Source organism: Haloarcula limicola (assembly GCF_010119205.1).
In the GTDB taxonomy this organism is placed as follows: Archaea; Halobacteriota; Halobacteria; order Halobacteriales; family Haloarculaceae; genus Haloarcula; species Haloarcula limicola.
The window spans coordinates 1,094,979-1,112,922 of sequence record NZ_WRXM01000002.1 but is presented as its reverse complement, the minus strand read 5'-3'; the positions used below and the strand labels follow the sequence as shown (position 1 = coordinate 1,112,922).

The 17,944-nt window shown below is 66.0% G+C and carries 16 protein-coding genes, 1 tRNA gene and 1 rRNA gene; 7 read left to right on the top strand and 11 right to left on the bottom strand.

Translation table 11 applies throughout. The annotated features are described in order from the left end of the window. Nucleotides 1-220 precede the first annotated feature (220 nt). The 3 genes from GO488_RS15015 to GO488_RS15005 all read right to left on the bottom strand — a co-directional run bounded on the left by GO488_RS15015 (nt 221) and on the right by GO488_RS15005 (nt 2,827). Nucleotides 221-292: transfer RNA gene (locus GO488_RS15015), tRNA-Ala, on the bottom strand. Nucleotides 293-396: 104 nt separating this feature from the next. After that, nucleotides 397-1,867 (bottom strand): 16S ribosomal RNA (locus tag GO488_RS15010). A gap of 651 nt (nt 1,868-2,518) precedes the next feature. Continuing rightward, nucleotides 2,519-2,827, bottom strand: coding sequence for a non-histone chromosomal MC1 family protein (locus GO488_RS15005; RefSeq protein ID WP_162318623.1), 309 nt, complete (start codon nt 2,825-2,827; stop codon nt 2,519-2,521). A 250-nt stretch (nt 2,828-3,077) separates the two neighbouring features. On the opposite strand from GO488_RS15005, the gene GO488_RS15000 reads away from it, so the two are divergent. Genes GO488_RS15000 through GO488_RS14990 form a run of 3 tightly spaced genes read left to right on the top strand, consistent with a single transcriptional unit; the run spans nt 3,078 to nt 4,894 of the window. Beyond that, a complete protein-coding gene (locus GO488_RS15000) occupies nt 3,078-3,275 on the top strand; it encodes a hypothetical protein (protein WP_135303304.1) in 198 nt (65 codons plus the stop codon). Between the two features lie 51 nt (nt 3,276-3,326). Next, nucleotides 3,327-4,379: a quinone-dependent dihydroorotate dehydrogenase gene (locus GO488_RS14995; protein ID WP_162318622.1), complete on the top strand. Its 1,053-nt coding sequence runs from the start codon at nt 3,327-3,329 to the stop codon at nt 4,377-4,379. Nucleotides 4,380-4,414: 35 nt separating this feature from the next. Then, complete coding sequence (locus GO488_RS14990; protein ID WP_162318621.1) at nt 4,415-4,894, top strand: RDD family protein; 480 nt, start codon at nt 4,415-4,417, stop codon at nt 4,892-4,894. A 29-nt stretch (nt 4,895-4,923) separates the two neighbouring features. Here the strand turns inward: GO488_RS14990 and pheT are convergent, their stop codons facing one another. The 5 genes from pheT to GO488_RS14965 form a co-directional block, all read right to left on the bottom strand. Then, nucleotides 4,924-6,660, bottom strand: coding sequence for a phenylalanine--tRNA ligase subunit beta (pheT, locus tag GO488_RS14985; RefSeq protein WP_162318620.1), 1,737 nt, complete (start codon nt 6,658-6,660; stop codon nt 4,924-4,926). Beyond that, the gene (gene pheS, locus GO488_RS14980) at nt 6,660-8,171 is read right to left on the bottom strand and encodes a phenylalanine--tRNA ligase subunit alpha (protein WP_162318619.1); all 1,512 of its coding nucleotides are present in this window, start codon (nt 8,169-8,171) and stop codon (nt 6,660-6,662) included. The genes pheT and pheS overlap by 1 nt, the downstream gene beginning before the upstream one ends. A 283-nt stretch (nt 8,172-8,454) precedes the next feature. Next, on the bottom strand, nt 8,455-10,182 hold the full coding sequence (locus tag GO488_RS14975) for a tryptophan--tRNA ligase (protein WP_162318618.1): 1,728 nt from the start codon (nt 10,180-10,182) through the stop codon (nt 8,455-8,457). A 67-nt stretch (nt 10,183-10,249) separates the two neighbouring features. After that, nucleotides 10,250-11,248, bottom strand: coding sequence for a tRNA-intron lyase (gene endA, locus GO488_RS14970; protein WP_162318617.1), 999 nt, complete (start codon nt 11,246-11,248; stop codon nt 10,250-10,252). Between the two features lie 319 nt (nt 11,249-11,567). Beyond that, entirely contained in the window at nt 11,568-12,290 is a 723-nt protein-coding gene (locus GO488_RS14965; RefSeq protein ID WP_162318616.1) for a PDDEXK family nuclease, read from the bottom strand. A 77-nt stretch (nt 12,291-12,367) separates the two neighbouring features. On the opposite strand from GO488_RS14965, the gene GO488_RS14960 reads away from it, so the two are divergent. Next, nucleotides 12,368-13,021 (top strand): HAD family hydrolase, encoded by a 654-nt coding sequence (locus GO488_RS14960; RefSeq protein ID WP_162318615.1) that lies wholly within the window; start codon nt 12,368-12,370, stop codon nt 13,019-13,021. A gap of 39 nt (nt 13,022-13,060) precedes the next feature. Here the strand turns inward: GO488_RS14960 and GO488_RS14955 are convergent, their stop codons facing one another. Together GO488_RS14955 and GO488_RS14950 are read right to left on the bottom strand one after the other, a co-directional pair. Beyond that, a complete protein-coding gene (locus GO488_RS14955; RefSeq protein ID WP_162318614.1) occupies nt 13,061-13,309 on the bottom strand; it encodes a DUF8028 family protein in 249 nt (82 codons plus the stop codon). Between the two features lie 172 nt (nt 13,310-13,481). After that, nucleotides 13,482-15,863 (bottom strand): DEAD/DEAH box helicase, encoded by a 2,382-nt coding sequence (locus GO488_RS14950; RefSeq protein WP_162318663.1) that lies wholly within the window; start codon nt 15,861-15,863, stop codon nt 13,482-13,484. A 273-nt stretch (nt 15,864-16,136) separates the two neighbouring features. Here GO488_RS14950 and GO488_RS14945 point away from each other — a divergent pair, with 273 nt between their 5' ends. Further along, nucleotides 16,137-16,499, top strand: coding sequence for a winged helix-turn-helix domain-containing protein (locus tag GO488_RS14945; protein WP_162318613.1), 363 nt, complete (start codon nt 16,137-16,139; stop codon nt 16,497-16,499). 49 nt (nt 16,500-16,548) lie between these two features. Here the strand turns inward: GO488_RS14945 and GO488_RS20110 are convergent, their stop codons facing one another. Beyond that, complete coding sequence (locus GO488_RS20110) at nt 16,549-16,671, bottom strand: hypothetical protein (protein WP_277814715.1); 123 nt, start codon at nt 16,669-16,671, stop codon at nt 16,549-16,551. 60 nt (nt 16,672-16,731) lie between these two features. On the opposite strand from GO488_RS20110, the gene GO488_RS14940 reads away from it, so the two are divergent. Together GO488_RS14940 and lipA are read left to right on the top strand one after the other, a co-directional pair. Beyond that, a complete protein-coding gene (locus GO488_RS14940; RefSeq protein ID WP_162318612.1) occupies nt 16,732-16,902 on the top strand; it encodes an FmdB family zinc ribbon protein in 171 nt (56 codons plus the stop codon). 74 nt (nt 16,903-16,976) lie between these two features. Further along, a complete protein-coding gene (lipA, locus tag GO488_RS14935; RefSeq protein WP_162318611.1) occupies nt 16,977-17,900 on the top strand; it encodes a lipoyl synthase in 924 nt (307 codons plus the stop codon). Nucleotides 17,901-17,944 lie beyond the last annotated feature (44 nt).

The following is a 17,944-nucleotide window of genomic DNA, read 5'->3' as shown; positions in this document are numbered from 1 at the left end:
AGTAGCCAACGTCGTTGTGACTCGCTAAACTGAACGAGTCCAGTGGACGCCTGGATCGCACGTACACACGGTTTCATTCGTGCACCCGCAGGTGGTATAGGCGGTGTGCACATCGACCCTTCCTATCCGCGGTTTTACCCGGGATAGTGCACCGGTCTTCGTACCATATCCCATCGCCGTCCCACACTTAAGGGGCACGGTTCGGGGCTGGCACGTGACATGGACCCACTGGGATTTGAACCCAGGGCTTCCTCCTTGCAAAGGAGGTGCTCTGCCGCTGAGCTATGGGCCCGGCAGCGTCCGCAACTGTTAGCCTTGATAGTTCTTAGGTGCCCGATCGACGGGTGTCCTCGAACGCCATAGGTGGGTTGGGGCAGAGCCCCAATCCCGATCAGTAGGAGGTGATCCAGCCACAGATTCCTCTACGGCTACCTTGTTACGACTTAAGCCCCCTTGCGGAGCCCAGATTCGACCAGCGCTTGCTGGCCTCATCCGGACCCCACTCGGGTGCTTTGACGGGCGGTGTGTGCAAGGAGCAGGGACGTATTCACCGCGCGCTTCTGACACGCGATTACTACCGAATCCAGCTTCATGCGGACGAGTTTCAGTCCGCAATCCGAACTACGACTACGTTTGGAGATTAGCTCCACCTCTCGGTGTCGCATCCCACTGTCATAGCCATTGTAGCCCGCGTGTTGCCCGGTCCATTCGGGGCATACTGACCTACCGTTGCCCGTTCCTTCCTCCGCTTTAGCAGCGGCAGTCTCCGTAGTGTACCCGACTACCTCAAGGGTATCGCTGGCAACTACGGATGCGGGTCTCGCTCGTTGCCTGACTTAACAGGACGCCTCACGGTACGAGCTGACGGCGGCCATGCACCTCCTCTCAGTAGCTCGGGTAAGGTCGTCAACCTGACCGTCGTTACTACTGTCGGGACCGGTGAGATGTCCGGCGTTGAGTCCAATTAAACCGCAGGCTCCTCCGGTTGTGGTGCTCCCCCGCCAATTCCTTTAAGTTTCATCCTTGCGGACGTACTTCCCAGGCGGCTCGCTTATCGTCTTCACTTCGGCACATCACGCACTCATGGTGCGTGACATACCTAGCGAGCATTGTTTACAGCCAGGACTACCCGGGTATCTAATCCGGTTCGAGACCCTGGCTTTCGTCCCTCACTGTCGGATCCGGTCTCTCGACGTGCTTTCGCCATTGGTGGTCCGTCCAGGATTACAGGATTTCACTCCTACCCCGGACGTACCCGTCGAGTCTCTCGGTCCCAAGCCGTGTAGTTTCCGCTGGACGCCGGCCAGTTGAGCTGGCCGATTTCCCAACGGACTTACACAGCAAGCTACGGACGCTTTAGGCCCAATAAGATCGGCCATCACTCGTGCTGCCGGTATTACCGCGGCGGCTGGCACCGGTCTTGCCCAGCACTTGTTCCTGTACCTCCTTACGGTGCAGAAAAGCGAGGGCTATATGCCCTCGCACTCGGAGTCCCCCTATCGCACTGTCGTGCAGTGTAAAGGTTTCGCGCCTGCTGCGCCCCGTAGGGCCCGGTATCTTGTCTCAGATACCGTCTCCAGGCTCTTGCTCTCACAACCTGTACCGATTATGGGCATGGTGGGCCGTTACCCCACCATCTACCTAATCGGCCGCAGCCACATCCTACAGCGCCGGGACGTTTCCAGCTCTCGGCACTCCAGCGTGAGAGCTGTATCCGCTATTGGCCTCAGTTTCCCGAGGTTATCGCGGTCTGTAGGGTAGTTTGGCCACGTGTTACTGAGCTATATGCCACGGGTCTGAACCCGTGCGACTAGCATGGCTAAATCGGACTCCGATAGCAATGGCCTCCGGCAGGATCAACCGGAATGTCCCTGGCGTGATGCCAGGGGGTTAGGCGGGTCACACCCACATGGGGTGTGGTCGCTATCGAAGGGCGTTCGAGGACACCCGTCGATCGGGTGTCACCGAACTATCAAGGCTAACATCAGATCCCATCTTGACGGCGGACCGCAGGGGTGGAATCCTCATTCACTCCGGACCTGTATGTTGCCCCGAACCCATCTTAAAGGCTTCGAGTTCCGTCGACGAGTTGCCTCGTCACCGTCCGGATCGGTCGGGTTTCGTTGGCCCCGACCGGGCCTCGTTCGCATTCATTCCAAATGCCCTGTACCACTTAAGGGCATCGGAGTGGGCTTCCGTCGAACCGCACGACGAAAGCGACCTTTGCATCCCATCCGAATGCCCTGTACCACTTAAGGGCATCGGTTGGGTCGTGGCCCGGCCGGGGGAGCGTCGCCCCGAACCGCGTTCGCATCATATCCGATGGGAGTGTCACACTTAACCCCGTCGGACCGAAGCCGCCTCGACAGGCGATTACACGGGTGAGAGAGTCGCACACGGCAGATCGGCACAAGCGAGAATTCGTAGCCGGAACGAACGAAGCGATCGGTCGCGCGCCCGCGCGAAGGTGGCACCTCGTAGTGGAGTGATTCCGAAAAATCTCGCATCCGTCGGCAGTTCAGATGTCGTCTAGGTGCTCGACGCCCTCTTTCGAGACGTTCCCCTTCGTGATGTCGCCGGGCATCCAGTCGGGCTTATCGTCGGGGGCCTGCTCGACCCAAGCCCACGCCTCGTAGATGTGGACCTTGTGGGTTCCTTTCTCGCGGAGGCGTATCTCCTGGCGCTCGGCATCGTCTTCGCTGTCGGCCGGGTCGAGCCGTCGGGCTGCCTTCAGTGCAGCCTGTCGGGGAGTCCCGCCTGAGAAGACGCTCGATTCGTCACCATCCTCACGGAGCGCAAAGTTGCGCTTGTCACTATCGCGTGCCATGGTTTTCACCGCTCCATGTCAATTCAGCACATGCCCCAATATAAATATACCCCCCAATTCGGCTGCCGTCCCGGGATACATTTATATACCATCTCCAGGCAGACCGGGTACGCGCTCCGATTCAGCCGAAATTCGGGGGGATTAGCCGCCGGTCGGACGTCGCACGCGCCGAAACTCCACGCGTTGTCCCGGTCGACCGCACGGTAGACTTAAGTGTATCCTACGGTGATGCACGGAGTACGATAGCGCGATGGTGCGAAAAAAGAAGCTCAGCCCGAGTGGCGCCAAAGACGAAGACGGCGAGTACCACAACGTCCATATCAACATCCACGAAGACGAGCTGGCCGTCGCCGGCATGGAGATCGGTGACGAGGTGTTCGTTCGGGTGCGCGACAACAAGATTATCATCCAGAAGGCGGACCCAGACGAGGTCGAACACGACTTCTAATCCGTTCTCGCTGGTTTTCCAGTATCACCGAGACGAGACTCGAATTCACGAATGAGACTCTACGACATCGCCAGACCGGTACTGTTCACGCTACCGGCGGAGACGGCCAATAACGCCGTGCATACGTTGTTGGAAGCGACGGCCGGAACGCCGGTCGCTGACGCCGTCGCCGACCGGTACGTAGTTACGGACGACAGCCTCACCGTCGAGGCGTTCGGCCAGTCGTTCGCTAATCCGGTCGGCGTCGCCGCCGGGTTCGATAAGAACGCGACCGTCCCGACGATGCTGGCCTCGCTGGGTTTCGGCTTCGCGGAAGTCGGCGGCGTGACCGCAGAACCTCAGACCGGCAACGCTCGCCCGCGGATGTTCCGCCTGCGCGAAGACGAGGGGATCATCAACCGGATGGGACTGAACAACGACGGTGCCGACGTCGTCGGCGAGCGACTGGCAGCGACGGACGCCCCGTTTCCGATCGGCGTCAACATCGCCAAGAGCGAGCACGTCGGCACCGACGACGCGCCGGCGGACTACCGCTACACGTACGAACGGGTCGCCGCAGGCGGCGACTTCTTCGTCGTGAACGTCTCCTGCCCGAACTCACAGGGGTTCGAGGAACTCCAGAACCGCGAGGCGATGACGGCTATCTTCGAGGAACTGCAGGACGCCGGCGCGTCGCCGCTGCTCGTGAAGCTCTCGCCGGACCTCCCCGAACCCGCCGTCGAGGACACGCTTGATCTGGTGACCGAACTCGGTCTCGACGGCGTCGTCGCGACCAACACCTCGACCGAGCGCCCGACCAGTCTGCGCTCGCCGAACGCGAGCGAGCGGGGCGGCCTCTCGGGGAAACCGATCGAAGGGCGTTCGACGGAGATGGTTCGGTTCGTCGCCGAACGCGTCGACGTTCCGGTCGTCGGCGTCGGCGGTGTCTCGACGGCCGAGGGCGCGTATCGAAAGATTCGGGCCGGGGCCTCGCTCGTCCAGTTGTACACCGGTCTCGTCTACCGCGGGCCGTCTATCGCCCGGGACATCAACGAGGGGCTACTCGACTTGCTCGAAGCGGACGGCTTCGACAGCGTCGAAGCGGCGGTCGGCGCTGACCTGTAACCAACGTTGAAGTGGGGAGTGCGAGTAGCCGAGGCATGGCTGATACGCCCCGAACGCTCCACATCGCCTCCTGGGACGACCGATTCCTCGCGTGGCTGATCGACGTGATACTCGTCGGCGCGATTCTGGCCGGTCTCGGCGAAGTCGCGAACGTCTTCTCGCTGCTCACCGGCAGCCTCTCTATCACGACTCCCTTCGCCGGGATGAACGGCGTCGGACTGTTCGTCTACTGGACTGCCCTCGAAGGCTATCAGGGACAGTCGACCGGGAAACTGGTGATGAACATCGCTGTCACCGACGAGCGCGGCGATCCCATCGATTACGCGACCGCCGCGATCGAGAGCTTCGGCAAGGCGTTCTTGCTACCCCTCGACCTCATTATCGGCTGGCTGGCCTACGAGGAGGAGGGGCTGCGACTGTTCAACAAGCTCTCGTCGACCATCGTCGTCGAAACCGACGAAAACGCGGACAGCCAGCCAAGGGACGTGGAGTACGTCTATCCGAGCGACAGATAGCGAGAGAGGCAAGAGCGGTCGCTTGCGCCCTATTCTAGCCCGTCCAGTCGGAATTCGAAGGCTGCCACCGGCAGCTCCAAGTCGTGTTCGACGAGGACCTTCGGGTGGACCTCACCCACAACACCGACGGGCTCGCCGTCTAACACCACGTCGGCGGCCCGGCCGTCGATGAACGACGGGTGGGTCGTCGGCGGCGTCCGGAGGTCTTTATCGAACGCCTCGGCGATGGCCTGCAGGCGGGCCTTCGCGTCCTCGTAGGAGGCGTCGGTCCGCGCGAGCGCGCCCGCGACGGTTCGGTGCTCGGCGACGCCGGTGTTCTGCGAGTCGTCCAGACCGGCGGCGAGGCCGATCTCCGCGAGGTCCTGCGGGTAGCGCCGGTGCGTGTTGTTCTCTAAGACCATCAGCAGCGACGGGAGCGCCCAGGTTCGGAGGACGGTGTAGTCCTCGCTGTAGGGTTCCTGAATCGTCACCGGGTCGGCCGCGCCGACGGCGTCGTCGTCCGCGGTGAGGCCCATTCTACGGAAGTTCTCCGCCTCGTTGGTCATGTGGAAGTTCAGCAGGTCCTCGAAGCCCAGCCCGACCAGCGTATCGCGGGCCGCGTCCTCCAGTCGAGAGCGCTCGTGGCGGCCGCCGACCGTCGAGACGTCGGGGTACGTGGGTTCGAGCGTGTTGAACCCCAGCGCGCGGCCGATGTCGTCGATGAGGTCCAGCGGGTGAATGACGTCGACGCGGTAGGGCGGGACCTCCACTTCGAAGGCGACCGCCCCGTCGTCGGTCTCGGTCCGCGTCGCGTCCAGCCCCGCGCGCTCGGCGTAGTCGATTACTTCACGGGCGTCCAGGTCGACGCCGAGGACGTTGCGAATCCGCTCTAGCGTGACCGTCTTCGACCTGACCTCGAAGTCGGGCCGTTCGAGCGTCCGGCCGGCGTACTCGCCGGGTGCGTTGTCGGCGTACTCGACCTCGACACGTTCGACCTTGCCGCCGCGCGCTTCGAGCGCGTAGCAGACGATGTTGCACATGTGGTCGATGGTCCACTGGTCGGTCCCGGTCATCTCGATGAAGAGGTCTCGGGAGCCCTCGGTCACCTCTGTCCGGCGGCCGTTGATGACCGGCGGGAACGAGAACAGGCCGATGGAGTCGAAGATGGCGGGCACGCGGTCGAAGCCCGCGACGAGGTCGCCGTAAGCCCGTCCGGTCTCGTGGTCGGCGACGACCTCGTTGGGCGTCATCTCCGCGTCGGCGTCGAGCGGCACGAACGTCGCCTCGTCGGGATCGACGCTCGTGTAGGTGATGGATTTGCCAGTTCCCTCCGTCGCGGCGTCTCCCTTCATCATGGTGAGGTCGTGGACGCCGATAGCGCCTTTCGCGCGCTTGCGGCCCATCGTCGCGTGGAGTTTCTCCTGCAGTTGGATCAGCGACTCCAGCGCGTCCTCGTCCATGTCGAGGCCCCGGACGATAGCGCCGGTGACGTAGGGGCGACCCGCGGGTTGGTCCTCGACTTCGATCGTCCACTCGGCGCTGTTCGTGCTCGGGACGTAGACGCCCCGGTCGTCGCCGTAGTGGTAGCGAAGCGAGCGGGCGACGCCCTCGACCGAGAGGCGATCGAGGCGGTCGGGGGCGAACTCCAGTTGGAACTCGTCGTCCTCGGTCCAGCCCTCGAACTCCAGGCCGAGGTCGAAGAGGTCGGACTTGAGTTCGTCGTCGTCTTTCTCGTCGTGACCGGTCAGGTAACGCAGTTCGTCGGGGTCGACGTCGACGACGGGCATCAGCGCATCACCTCCGTCTCCCGCAGCAGTTCCAAGTCACAGAGCGTCCCGTGCACGTCGCGGATGTCCTCGAAGCCGTACATGAGCATGAGTAGTCGTTCGAGCGAGAGCCCCCACGCCATCACGTCGCAGTCGACGCCCAGCGGATCGAGCACCTCGTCGCGGAAGATGCCGGAGTTCCCCACCTCGACGACCTCGCCGGTCTCGGGGTGGGTTCCGAACAGCTCGAAGCTCGGTTCGGTGTAGGGGTTGTAGTGGGGTTTGAACTCCAGGTCGGTGATGCCGAACTGCTCGTAGAACTCCGTGAACGTCCCCATCAGGTCGCGCACGGAGAGGTCCTCGGCCATCACCCAGCCCTCTATCTGGAAGAATTCAAGCAGGTGCGTCGGATCGAGCGTGTCGTTGCGGTACACCTTCTCGACGCTGAAGAAGCGCTTGGGCGGTTCCAGCTCGCCGACCTCGTGTCCCGAGAGGTACCGCATCGACAGCGAGGTGGTGTGTCCGCGGAGGTCCAGCCCCCGGGCGACGTCTTCCTCCCACGGCGAGTGGTACCCCTCGCCGTCGGGCCCGACGCCCTCTAAGTGCGCCGAGCGAACGCGCTCGACGAGATCCTCGGGTAGCTCCTTGATCTCGTCGGGTTGCGAGAGCGCGAACTGGTCCCAGTGGGTCCGGGCGGGGTGGTCCTGGGGCATGAACAGGCAGTCGTTGATCCAGAACTGGGCGTCGACGTGCGGCCCCTCCATCTCCTGAAAACCCATGCCGACGAGGGTGTCCTTCACGCGATTGGCGGTCTGACGGAGGATGTGTTCCTTGCCGTGGCTCACGTCCTCGGCGTCGGCTTCGACGTTGTACTCGGTGAACTCCACGTCCTCCCACTCGCCGCTGGTGAGCAGTTCCGGGGTTAGCTGGTCGACCGTCTCGGCGGCCTCGACGCCCTCCATCAGCGCCGTGACGCCGCCGTCGGTCAGGCGCACCGACCGAACCGTCTCCTCGCTGAGTTCGAGCAAGCCGCGGCGTTCCAGTTGGTCGAGCGCCTCGGCGTCGGCGTCCTCGATGCGGCCGTCGGCGACGGCCTCAAGCGCGTGCATCTCGGGGTCGGCCCCCGCGTCGACCGCGGGATCGGCCGTTATCTTGCCGCTGTCGATCTCGCCGTACCCCTTGCGGGCGTAGTTCGACAGCGCGATGTCGACGGCCCCGCCTTCGAGGCCGGACGCGCCGATGACCTGTCCCATCTGCGCGGGTTCCTCGTCGGCCCCGGCGTCCAGCGCGGCCGCGTAGAGGTCCTGTTCCGGCAGGCTCTCGCGGACGTAGCGTTCGCCCTCCTCGGTCAGGTCGTAGTGTTCGAGCGTCTCCTCGGCGACGGTCACGAGGCCGTCGGCCTCGAGTTCGAAGGCCGCTCGCGTGGCCGCCTCGGGTTTGAGGTCGGCGTCCTCGGCCACCTCGTCGATCCGTCTGTCCTCCTGTGCGTCGGCGGCCTGTAGGACGGCCACCTGTGCCTGTGGTCGTTTCATGCGGGTGTCTCGGTCGTTGTCGGGAAATACCGCGGGTCGCTCAGTTAACGGTTCTCACTTCCTGCCGGGCGGTTTCGTCCGACAGCGCCTCCCGACGCGGTCGGAGTCCACGCACCGTCAGGCGGCGAAGAAGAAGCCGAACCCCGGACGGCGATCTGGCTGGCGGGCGACGCCGGCGCGGTGGGATTCGGATGCCATGTGCGGAGGGTCGTGATTGGGCAGTAAAAGGGTTGCGTCACCGATTAGCGATGAAATCGAGCGGCGGAGAAGCGACCGCCGAGCGCTACGCGCGCTTGCGGTCGGAATCGAGGTCGATGTCGAGGTCGTCCAGTTTCTCCTCCCACTCGGCGCGTTTCTCCTGGTGGTCTTCGAGGAACGACTCCATCAGCTCGGCGGCCTGCTCCTTACAGCCCCCACAGAGGCGTTCGCCGCCGACGCACTCCTCGTAGACCTCCTTGGCGAACTCGTCGTCGTCGCCCGACAGCAGGTAGGCGTACAGTTCGTACACGGGACACTCGTCGGCTTTACCGCCCTTCTCGCGCTGTTCCTCGGCGGTAGTCCGCCCGCCCGTCGTCGCCGACTTCACTTTGTCGTAACCGTCCTCGGGGTCGTCGAGTAGGGAGATGTGCGAGGCCGGAACCGACGAGGACATCTTCCCGCCGGTCAGCCCGGTCATGAAGCGGTGGTAGACCGACGACGGCGGGAGGAAGCCGTGGCCGCCGTGGTCCAGTTCCACTTCGCGAGCGAGCTCCTCGGCGTCTCCCTCGCCTAGCTCGAAGGCGTCGATATGCTCGTCGTAGACGCGCTTCTCCCCGGGAACGGCCTCGATGAGCGCCTCGAAGGCCGCGTCGGTCGCCCGTCGGTCGAAGATTCGGGTCCGGGGACGGAGCGGTTCCTTCCCGGCGTTCTCCAACTTCTCGACGGTGGATTCGCGGGCGTCGGGCGGGGCCGGCTCTCGGGTTCGAAGCCAGTCGGCGGCCTCGCCACAGCGGGGCAGGTCGGCGTCCTCGGCGTACTCCTCGCGGGCGTCGTAGGCCTGCCGGAGCAGGACTCGCTCGTCCGCTTCCGCCTCGAAACTGGCGAAGGCCTCCCGGACACCGAAGTAGCGCATCCGCGCCGCGAGGTCCCGGGCCAGTCGCATGTGGGGGTCCTGATCCGGGCCGACGGGGATGACCGTCGGCTTCGGCTCGTCGAGTTGCGGATACAGGATGTCGGCCATCTGCGTGACGACCGACTGCATGTAGGAGACGTTCGTCTCGCCGCCGAAGTCGTAGATCGCCTGCAGTTCCGAGAAGTTCGCCTCCGTCCCGAGTTCGAACGCCAGGTCCTGTAGCTCGCGGTTATCGGATTGGCGGTACAGCTCGCCCTCCTCGGGGTCGAAGCCGAGCGCGAGCAGGGAGAGGACGTAACTGCGGGCGTGCTCGTCGATCTTCTCCCAGGAGAGCCCGCGAGCGGCGTGGGCTTCGAGGTCGGCGATGAGCGCGTAGGCGTCGCCGCCCTGCTGCTGGTGCCAGATTATCTCGTCGAACACCATCTTGTGGCCGATGTGGGGATCTCCGGTCGGCATGAACCCAGAGAGCGACGCGAACTCCTCGCCCTCGCGCATGGCCTCTGCGACCGGTCGGTAGTCGCGGTGGCCGAAGATGACGCCCCGCCGCATCAGGTAGTGCGGGTCGGGCACCTCCGGCAGCACCTCGTCGAACTCCTCGATGCCGAACTGCTCGAACAGTTTCCGGTAGTCGGCGATCGTCGAGGAACCCCACGGGTCGAGTCGCACGTCGTCCGCGCCCTCGGTTTCCGTGCCACCGTCAGCGCGGAGCGCTGACGAAGCTCGCCTCGCTTCGCTCGCCTCACCGCCGTCAGAGCGAAGCTCCGACGAGGGTCGGCTCTCGTCGTTCGCTTCGCCCCCGTCGGCGCGAAGCGGCGCGTCCGACCCGCGCCACGCTCGCCCCGACCGGCGGCGGTCCTCGTCGGGCGATGCGTCCTCTGTCGGCGTGTCGCGGTCGGACATCGTACACCGACCCATCGGCCCGGTCGGCGCAAAAAGGGTTCGTTTCGAGGCGTCGCGGCGACTGCTCTCAGGGCGTCAGCCGCTCGACGGCGACCCACTCGACGCCCGCCCCGTCGGTCAGCGCGAACACCATCGTCTTTCGCACGCCGTGGGCCAGCCGCACGTCCAGCGCGAGGTCCCGCGGTTCGAAGACGTACTCGGTCGGCAACACCCGGACCAGCCGCTCTGAGTGGCCCAGATTCTCGACGGACTCCGCGTCGGCGTAGGTTCGGAAATCCGCGCCGAACTTGAATCCGGTCTTGGGGACGACGCCCGACTCTCGAAGCGCCGTGTAGACCGCCAGCCGCCGGTCGAACCGCTCGCCCTCCACGTCGTGGCCGCGTTCGACGACCGCCTCGGCCCCCCCATCGAGCGAGAGGTGTCCCTCGCGGGCGAGGTAGGCGGCCTCGACCAGCGAGAGTTGAACCGCGTCCTCGTCGAGTCGCTGGCCGTAGAACGCCCGCTCGTACAGCGCCGCGGGCGGGTCCCAGCACACCGCGCGCTCGGCCAGCAGGTCCCCCGCGGTCGCCGGGACGCTCGGGTCGCTGGTGCCGGCCACCTCGGGCCGGTCGGTATCGAGGTACGTTATCTCGCTCTCCTCGTCGACGACGCTCAGCACGCAGTCGCCCAGCGACGCCGCCGGCAGGCCGTCCCGCTCGCCGACGACCCGGACCCGGTGAGCGACCGCGTCGTCCCACGGTCCCTGCCCGCGGGGGTACACCACGAAGTCCACGCCTTCGGAGTCCTCGACCCAGCCCTCGCGGGCCGGCGTGAGGTAGAACCCCCGGTCCCGCAGGTCCTTGTAGACGAAGAACTCGACCTCCGAGACGGCCGTCGAGGTGAGCAACTCGCGGAAGTCCATCCCGTCGACCCCTTCGATGTCGCCGCGGTAGAGGAGGTGCGCGGCCTCGACCGGCGCGAGGTCCAGTTCGCCGCCCCGGACGCGACCGTACCCCCGCGAATCGTAGAACCGCTCCCGGGCGCGCTGGCCCGCCCGGACGACGTCGCCGTCGAGTGTGATGTCCATGCCCGTGTCTGGTCCGTGCGGGGACAAATCCCCTCCGGGTCACGGCTAGCAATCGCTGAAAGAATTGCTCCGCCTCCCGTTACCGCAGTGACTACCTCGAAAGCCCCCGACCGCTCCAGTCGAGGGCTTCGCTGCGCTCCTCGTCACTCCCGATGGTCGTTCCTGTGGTGCTTACGTCAGCCGTCTTCCCGGAGCGGTCGGCCCCTTTCAATCCCGGAAGACGCTTCGCGTCTTCTCCCTCGCGGAAGTTTCACTCGCTCTCAGTCCCACCCCGTGAACGTTTTGCTGGGTTCTGAAACGTTCAGGAGTCAGGAGCCGATTACCCCATCTGCTCGCAGGTGCTGTCCAGACAGCGTCGGCCGCCGGCCGTCTCGAACGCGGGGAGCCCACAGGGGCAGTCGCCGACGACGATTCCCGAGGGGAACGAGAAGCCGGTGTCGCAGTCGGGGTAGCGCTCGCAGCCGGCCAGTAGGCCGCCGCGGCGGATGATCCGCAGGTCGCCGTCGCAGTCGGGACAGGACCAGACGCGGTCGAAGGCGTCGGTTACGCGGTCGTCCAGCGGGTCGCACTCGCGGTCCAGACAGAGTTCGAAAGCCTCGCCGCGTTCGACGCGCATCGTCGGCAGGCCGCAGTCGTCACAGCGCCCGCCGGTGACGGTGGCGTCGGAGGGGAGGCCGTGGGCGCGGTCACAGCCGGTACAGGTGACGCTCCCGCGGGTGCGGACGAGCGTCCCCGGACAGTCCGGGCAGTCGGCGACCGGCACGCCCGCGTGAGAGGCCGGAAACCGAGCGCTGCCGTGTTCCTCGTGGGCGACTACGCGGAGCAGTTCCTCGCCGTCTCTCGCGGTCACGGTGCCGTCCGAGACGGCGACGCTCTCGGCGCGGGTGAGCCACGCCACCGGTTGGTAGCCCTCGGCGTCGTGGACGAGGACGGTGTTGTCGGGTTTGACGACCACCAGCACGTCGCCGCGCTGTTCTCGCTCGCGGGACCCTTCGAAGACGGTCGTACACTCGCCGGCCATCACGCGCGTTCCGTCGTGCATGGGTCGGGGTGGTCCCGTTCTCGTATATGAAGGCTCGCCCACAACAGGCAAAACCCCCGAGCGACTGAGAGTCGGTAATGAGCGACGTTCCGCCCGCCATCTGTTTCGACATGGACGGCGTCCTCGTCCAGTCCGAGGACCACTGGGTCACCGTCCAGCGCGACCACATCCTGCCGACCGTCGCGCCGAACGACGACATCCCGCTGTCGGCCATCACCGGCCGCGACTACTCGGAGGTCTACCCCGACCTGAACGCCGAGTACGACATGGCCGTCTCCCGCGAGGAGTACGAGTCCCTCTTCGAGGAGGCCGGTCAGGAGATCTACAGCGAGCACGCGACGCTCTTAGACGGCGCGCACGAACTGCTCGACGACCTCGGCGCGGCGGGGGTCTCGCTTGCGCTCACCACGTCGGCCCCCTGGGACTGGATCGACGTCGTCGACGAGCGGTTCGACTTACTCTCGCACTTCGACGCCGCCGTCAGCGCACAGGACGTCGACGGGCCGGGTAAGCCCGAACCGGACATCTACGAGCGCGGCGCGGCCGAACTCGGCGTCGCTCCGGGCAAGTGCTGGGCCGTCGAGGACTCCACCGCGGGCGCGCGAGCGGCCGTGGCGGCGGGGATGACCACCGTCGGGTTCCGCGGCGACGGCGACGAAACGGACCTCTCGATGGTCAATTATCTCGCCGACGACGCCGAGGGCCTCCGGGCGTTGATACTCGGGGAGTAAAGCGAAAGGGGTCGAAGGGGCCGGGGGGCCGATGGAGCGTCAGGCGTCCGCGCGGTAGCCGCGGCCGAGGACCAGGCCGAGGACGTTCGCGACGAAGACGCCGGCGAGGAGGAGCAGTTGTGTCTGTCCGTCCAGCCCGCCGAGCAGCAGCGGGGGATACGCGAGCGGGGCGAGGATCGCCGTCCAGAACCCGAGGAACCGCACGGGTCCGGCAGCGAGCGCTCGGATGTCAACGAGTTTCTCGGTGACGGTGTCGGTCGCTGACCGGAATGGCGAGACGTTAGACATGTCCTCCTCGGTATCACCATGGCGCTACGTCCCCATATAAACGCCAGACCGTTTCCTCGATTTCATCGAATTAGACCCTCCCTGAACTATCCTGTCCGGTTTCGTTACAGGTACAGCGGCCGTTTAGACAGTTCAAAAAGACGTGCCAGCGTCAAGAATTTCGGACAGGAACTCACCGGATCCGGACCGTCCGGGACTGCGTGACCGGCGGGAGCGGGCGGTTCGGGAACGTCACCTCGACGGTGAAGGTGAGTTCGTCCGCGTCGGCCCCGAAGACGGCGACCGGCAGCGTCGTCTGACCAAGGTACGACGGTTTCGCGGTCATCTCGCGGCCGTTGACCGTGACGCGCAGCCCCGCGCGTGCGCCGCCGCCGTTGTTCGCGACCGTCACTTCGCACAGCTCGCGGTCGCCCGGCGCAATCGTTTCCGGGAACTCGCCCCAGTCCACGACGACGACGGGGAGGTCCCGCGCGTTAGCGACGACCTGCTCTGCGACGCCCTCGGAGAGGCCCGCCGATTCGAGGCCCGAGACGCCCGTCTTCAGCACGTCGGCGGGCGACCGGAGGCCCTTCGCAGCGAGTTTGTTCGCCCGGCCGGAGCCGACGCCGTCGATGGCGGTCAGACCCACCGCGTCGGCGCTGATGCCGTGCTCGACGCGGGCCTCGACCCGGCAGGCGAGGTTGGCGAAACGGGCCGGCGCGAGGTTGTCGAGGAACTCCCGCAGCGCGGCCAGCAGCCGCAAGGCGTTCTGCCGGATGACCCACGCGTCGCTCTTGAGCTCGGTGGGCGTCGTCCCGGTCATCCCCGAGCGGAGGATGGCGAGCACCTTCCGCTGGCCGGCGTCGAGTTCGTCCTCCTCGCTCCCCAAGACCGCGTTCACGGCGTCCTGCTCGTCCGACCGGGCGCTGACGCTGTCGAACTCGGTCGCGCCCGCGACGGTGCGGAGGAGGTCGTCCGCGTCGATGGCCGCCGAGCCGTCGCCCGTCCCCGCTTCTGCGCCCGTCTCCGCTTCGCAGCGTTCGGCGAGGTCGGCGAAGCGGCGGGCGGTCTCCAGTCGGAGGTAGAACTTCGAGGCGAGGTGGCCCAGCCGCGTCGGTTCGATGCGGAGCCCGTCCTGTTCCACGAAGCCGTCGGCGACCAGTTCCGAGAGCGTCGCGCTGACGCGCTCTCGCAGGTCGCTCCCGGCGTCGTACTCCTCGGGCGCGGACTGGGCGCGGGCGTAGTAGAACGTGGTTTCCAGCCAGTCCATCACGTCGTCCACGTCGCCGATGGTTCCCAGCGCGATCTCGGCGTTGAGATGAGCGTCCAGTTCGGCGGCCAGTCGGGACTCGATCTCCTTGCCGTCACGCAGGAGTCGGCGGTACTTGTCGGCGTCCGAGCGGTCACAGACCACCCACGCGTAGCCCATGTCGTCGTAGCCCGGCCGTCCCGCCCGGCCGAGCATCTGGAGGACGTCGAGCGGGCTCATGTCCACCTCGCCCTCCAGCGGGTCGTGCAGTTTGGTGTCGCGGATGACGACGCAGCGAGCGGGCAGGTTCACGCCCCACGCCAGCGTCGAGGTGGAGAAGAGGAGCTGAATCTTCCCCTCCTTGAACCACCGCTCGACGCGGTTCTTGTCCTCGCGAGAGAGCCCGGCGTGGTGGAAGCCGACGCCGTCCAAGACGGACTGCCGGAGCGTGTCGTTGGATAGCTCGGCGGCGTCGGTGTGGAAGTCGTAGTCCCCGCGCGCGCCCATCGGAATGTCCCGCTCGGTGAGTTCGTCGCGGGCCTTCTTCGCGGCCTGGACCGTGTCCTGCCGCGAGGAGACGAAGACGAGGGACTGGCCCTCGTCGCGGATGTGCGGTTCCGCGAGGTCGAGCGCGCGGTAGAGCCGCCGGTACTTGTCGGCGAAGGCGTTCTCGCCGTGGGAGTAGGTCTTCACGTCGGCGTTCAGCGGCACCGGGCGGTACTCGTCGCCGAAGGCGAACGTCGTCTCGTCGGGGGCGTCCAGCCAGTCGGCCACGTCCCGGATGTTGGGCATCGTCGCCGACAGCGCGACCACGCGCGGGTCACAGAGCCGACGGAGCCGGGAGACGGTGACTTCCAGCACCGCGCCGCGCCGGTCGGAGTCGAGTAGGTGGACCTCGTCGATGACACAGCAATCGACGTCCGTGATGAAGGAGTACCGCGGCGTGTCGTGCTTCCGCGTCGCGGAGTCGGCCTTCTCGGGAGTCATCACGAGGATGTCGGCCCGCTCGGCCCGGCGCGGGCTCAGGTCGCGCTCGCCGGTGACGACGTACACCGAGTAGCCCATCTCCTCGAAGCGCTCCCACTCGCTCTCCTTCTCGTTGGTGAGCGCGCGGAGCGGGGCCAGAAAGAGGGCGGTCCCGCCGGCCGCGAGCGTCTTGCAGATGGCCAGTTCCGCGAGCGCGGTCTTTCCGCTCGCGGTCGGCGCGCTGACGACGACGTTGTCCTCTCGGTTCAACAGGGCGGGAAGCGCCGCCGACTGCATCTTGTTGAACCGCTCGAAGGGGAACGCGTCCGCGAAGTCGGCCACCACCTCCTCGACCGCCACCGTCGGCTCGCTGTCGGCGCTGTGTGGCACGTCGTGAGGACGGAACCGCGTCGGCAAAGGCGTTTCTATGGTGGCCTCTCGGCGGTCGGTTTCGGAAGGGGGTTGCTAACACGAATCAGTCTATCGATGACCGCGGTATCGGTCGTGAATGTCGGCTTATCCACACGCTAACCGCGCTCTTCTCCGACGACGGACGACGCTCTCGCTCGCGTGAGCGCACGCGACGGCCGAAACCGTCCGCGGGCTTATGTGGCTAGCAACCCGCCGATAGGTGTGAGCAAGGACTGGGAGCCGGAAACCATTTTCGAGGTGCTGGGGAGCGAGGACGTCCGTCGGATCCTCGCGGTCGCGAACGTCGAACCCGTCTCCGTTCCGGCCCTCGCCGAGGGGCTGGACGCCTCCGAGCCGACGGTGTACCGCCGCGTCAACGTCTGCCAGGAGTACGACCTCCTCCGGGAGGACACTCGCGTCGACGAGGACGGGAACCACTACAAGGTGTACGAGACGACCTTAGAGCGGATCTGTTTCGAACTCGACGGCGGCGGCTTCGAGGTCGACCTCCGACTCCGCCGGGAGACCGTCGACCAGGTGGAGGACGTCCCCCGGGACGATTTTTCCGCCGACGAGGACGCGTGAATCGCCCTCGGCGGCGTTACGATTCGGGAGACGCCGTCCGGACGATTCATCAGGACTTCACGACCTGAAACAGCCCCACCTCGCGGCGGTCGCGCCCGTTCGCCGCGGGGAGCGCGGAAATTTCGTCTCGGTCCTGTCGAGTGAACTCGATCGTCGATATCCGGGGCTTCACGGCCTGAAGCGCTGCTGGGGATTATAACAATCTGCCATCCATATCCGCCTACCGGAACCCATGTCAGTTCTCGATACAGTCAAGCAGAAGGTCGGCGTCGCGGAGGAAAAACCCGAGTACCGGTGTGAAGACTGCGGCAACGAGTTCGAATCGGACTCCGATCCCGGCTCCTACTGGTTCCAGTGCCCCGAGTGCGGGTCCGAGGACCTGACCGAGATGGACGCGGAGTGACGGGACCGTCGAGAGCCGTCGTGCGGTTCCGCTGAACCCAATCTCTTTTGCGCGTAGGCGCCAACCCACGACCAATGAGTCGTGCGCGCAAGCCCGACTGGCTGAAGACTCGGCCGCCGTCGGGCGAGCGATTCACCGACATCAAAGCGAGCCTCCGCGAGCGGGACCTCAACACGGTCTGTGAGGAGGCCAACTGCCCGAACCTCGGGGAGTGCTGGAGCGGTCGGGACGGCCCGGGGACAGCGACGTTCATGCTCATGGGCGAGCGCTGCTCGCGGGGCTGTAACTTCTGTGACGTCGAGACCGGCGGAATGGACGCGCTGGACCCCGACGAACCGGAGCAGGTCGCCGACGCCGTCGCCGACATCGGCCTCGACTACGTCGTCCTCACGAGCGTTGACCGCGACGACCTCCCCGACCAGGGGGCGGGCCACTTCGCCGAGACCATCCGGGCCATCAAGCGCCGCGACCCGTCGGTTCTCGTCGAGTGCCTGATACCGGACTTCCGCGGTGAGGAGCGCCTCGTGCAAAAGATCATCGACGCCGAGCCGGACGTGCTCGCGCACAATATCGAGACCGTAGACCGCCTTCAGTGGCCGGTCCGGGACCGCCGGGCGGGCTACGAGCAGTCGCTGTCGGTCCTGCGGCAGGCCGACCGCGAGAGCGACGTCCATACCAAGACCAGCCTGATGCTCGGCGTCGGCGAGTACGCCCACGAGGTGTACCAGACGCTCTCCGATTTGCGGCAGGTCGGCGTCGACGTGGTGACGCTCGGGCAGTACCTCCAGCCCTCCCGCTCGCACCTGGAGGTCTCTGAGTACGTCCACCCCGACGCCTTCGAGACGTGGCGGCGGGTCGCCGAGGAGGAACTCGGGTTCCTGTACTGCGCGTCGGGGCCGATGGTCCGGTCGTCCTATCGCGCGGGCGAGCTGTTCGTCGAGGCGGTGCTGGAAGACGGCGACGTGGACGCCGCCCGCGAGCGAGCGCGGAGCGGGTGAGACCGAGACGCTCGGCCCGGAATGTACGGTCGCCGACTCGCCTC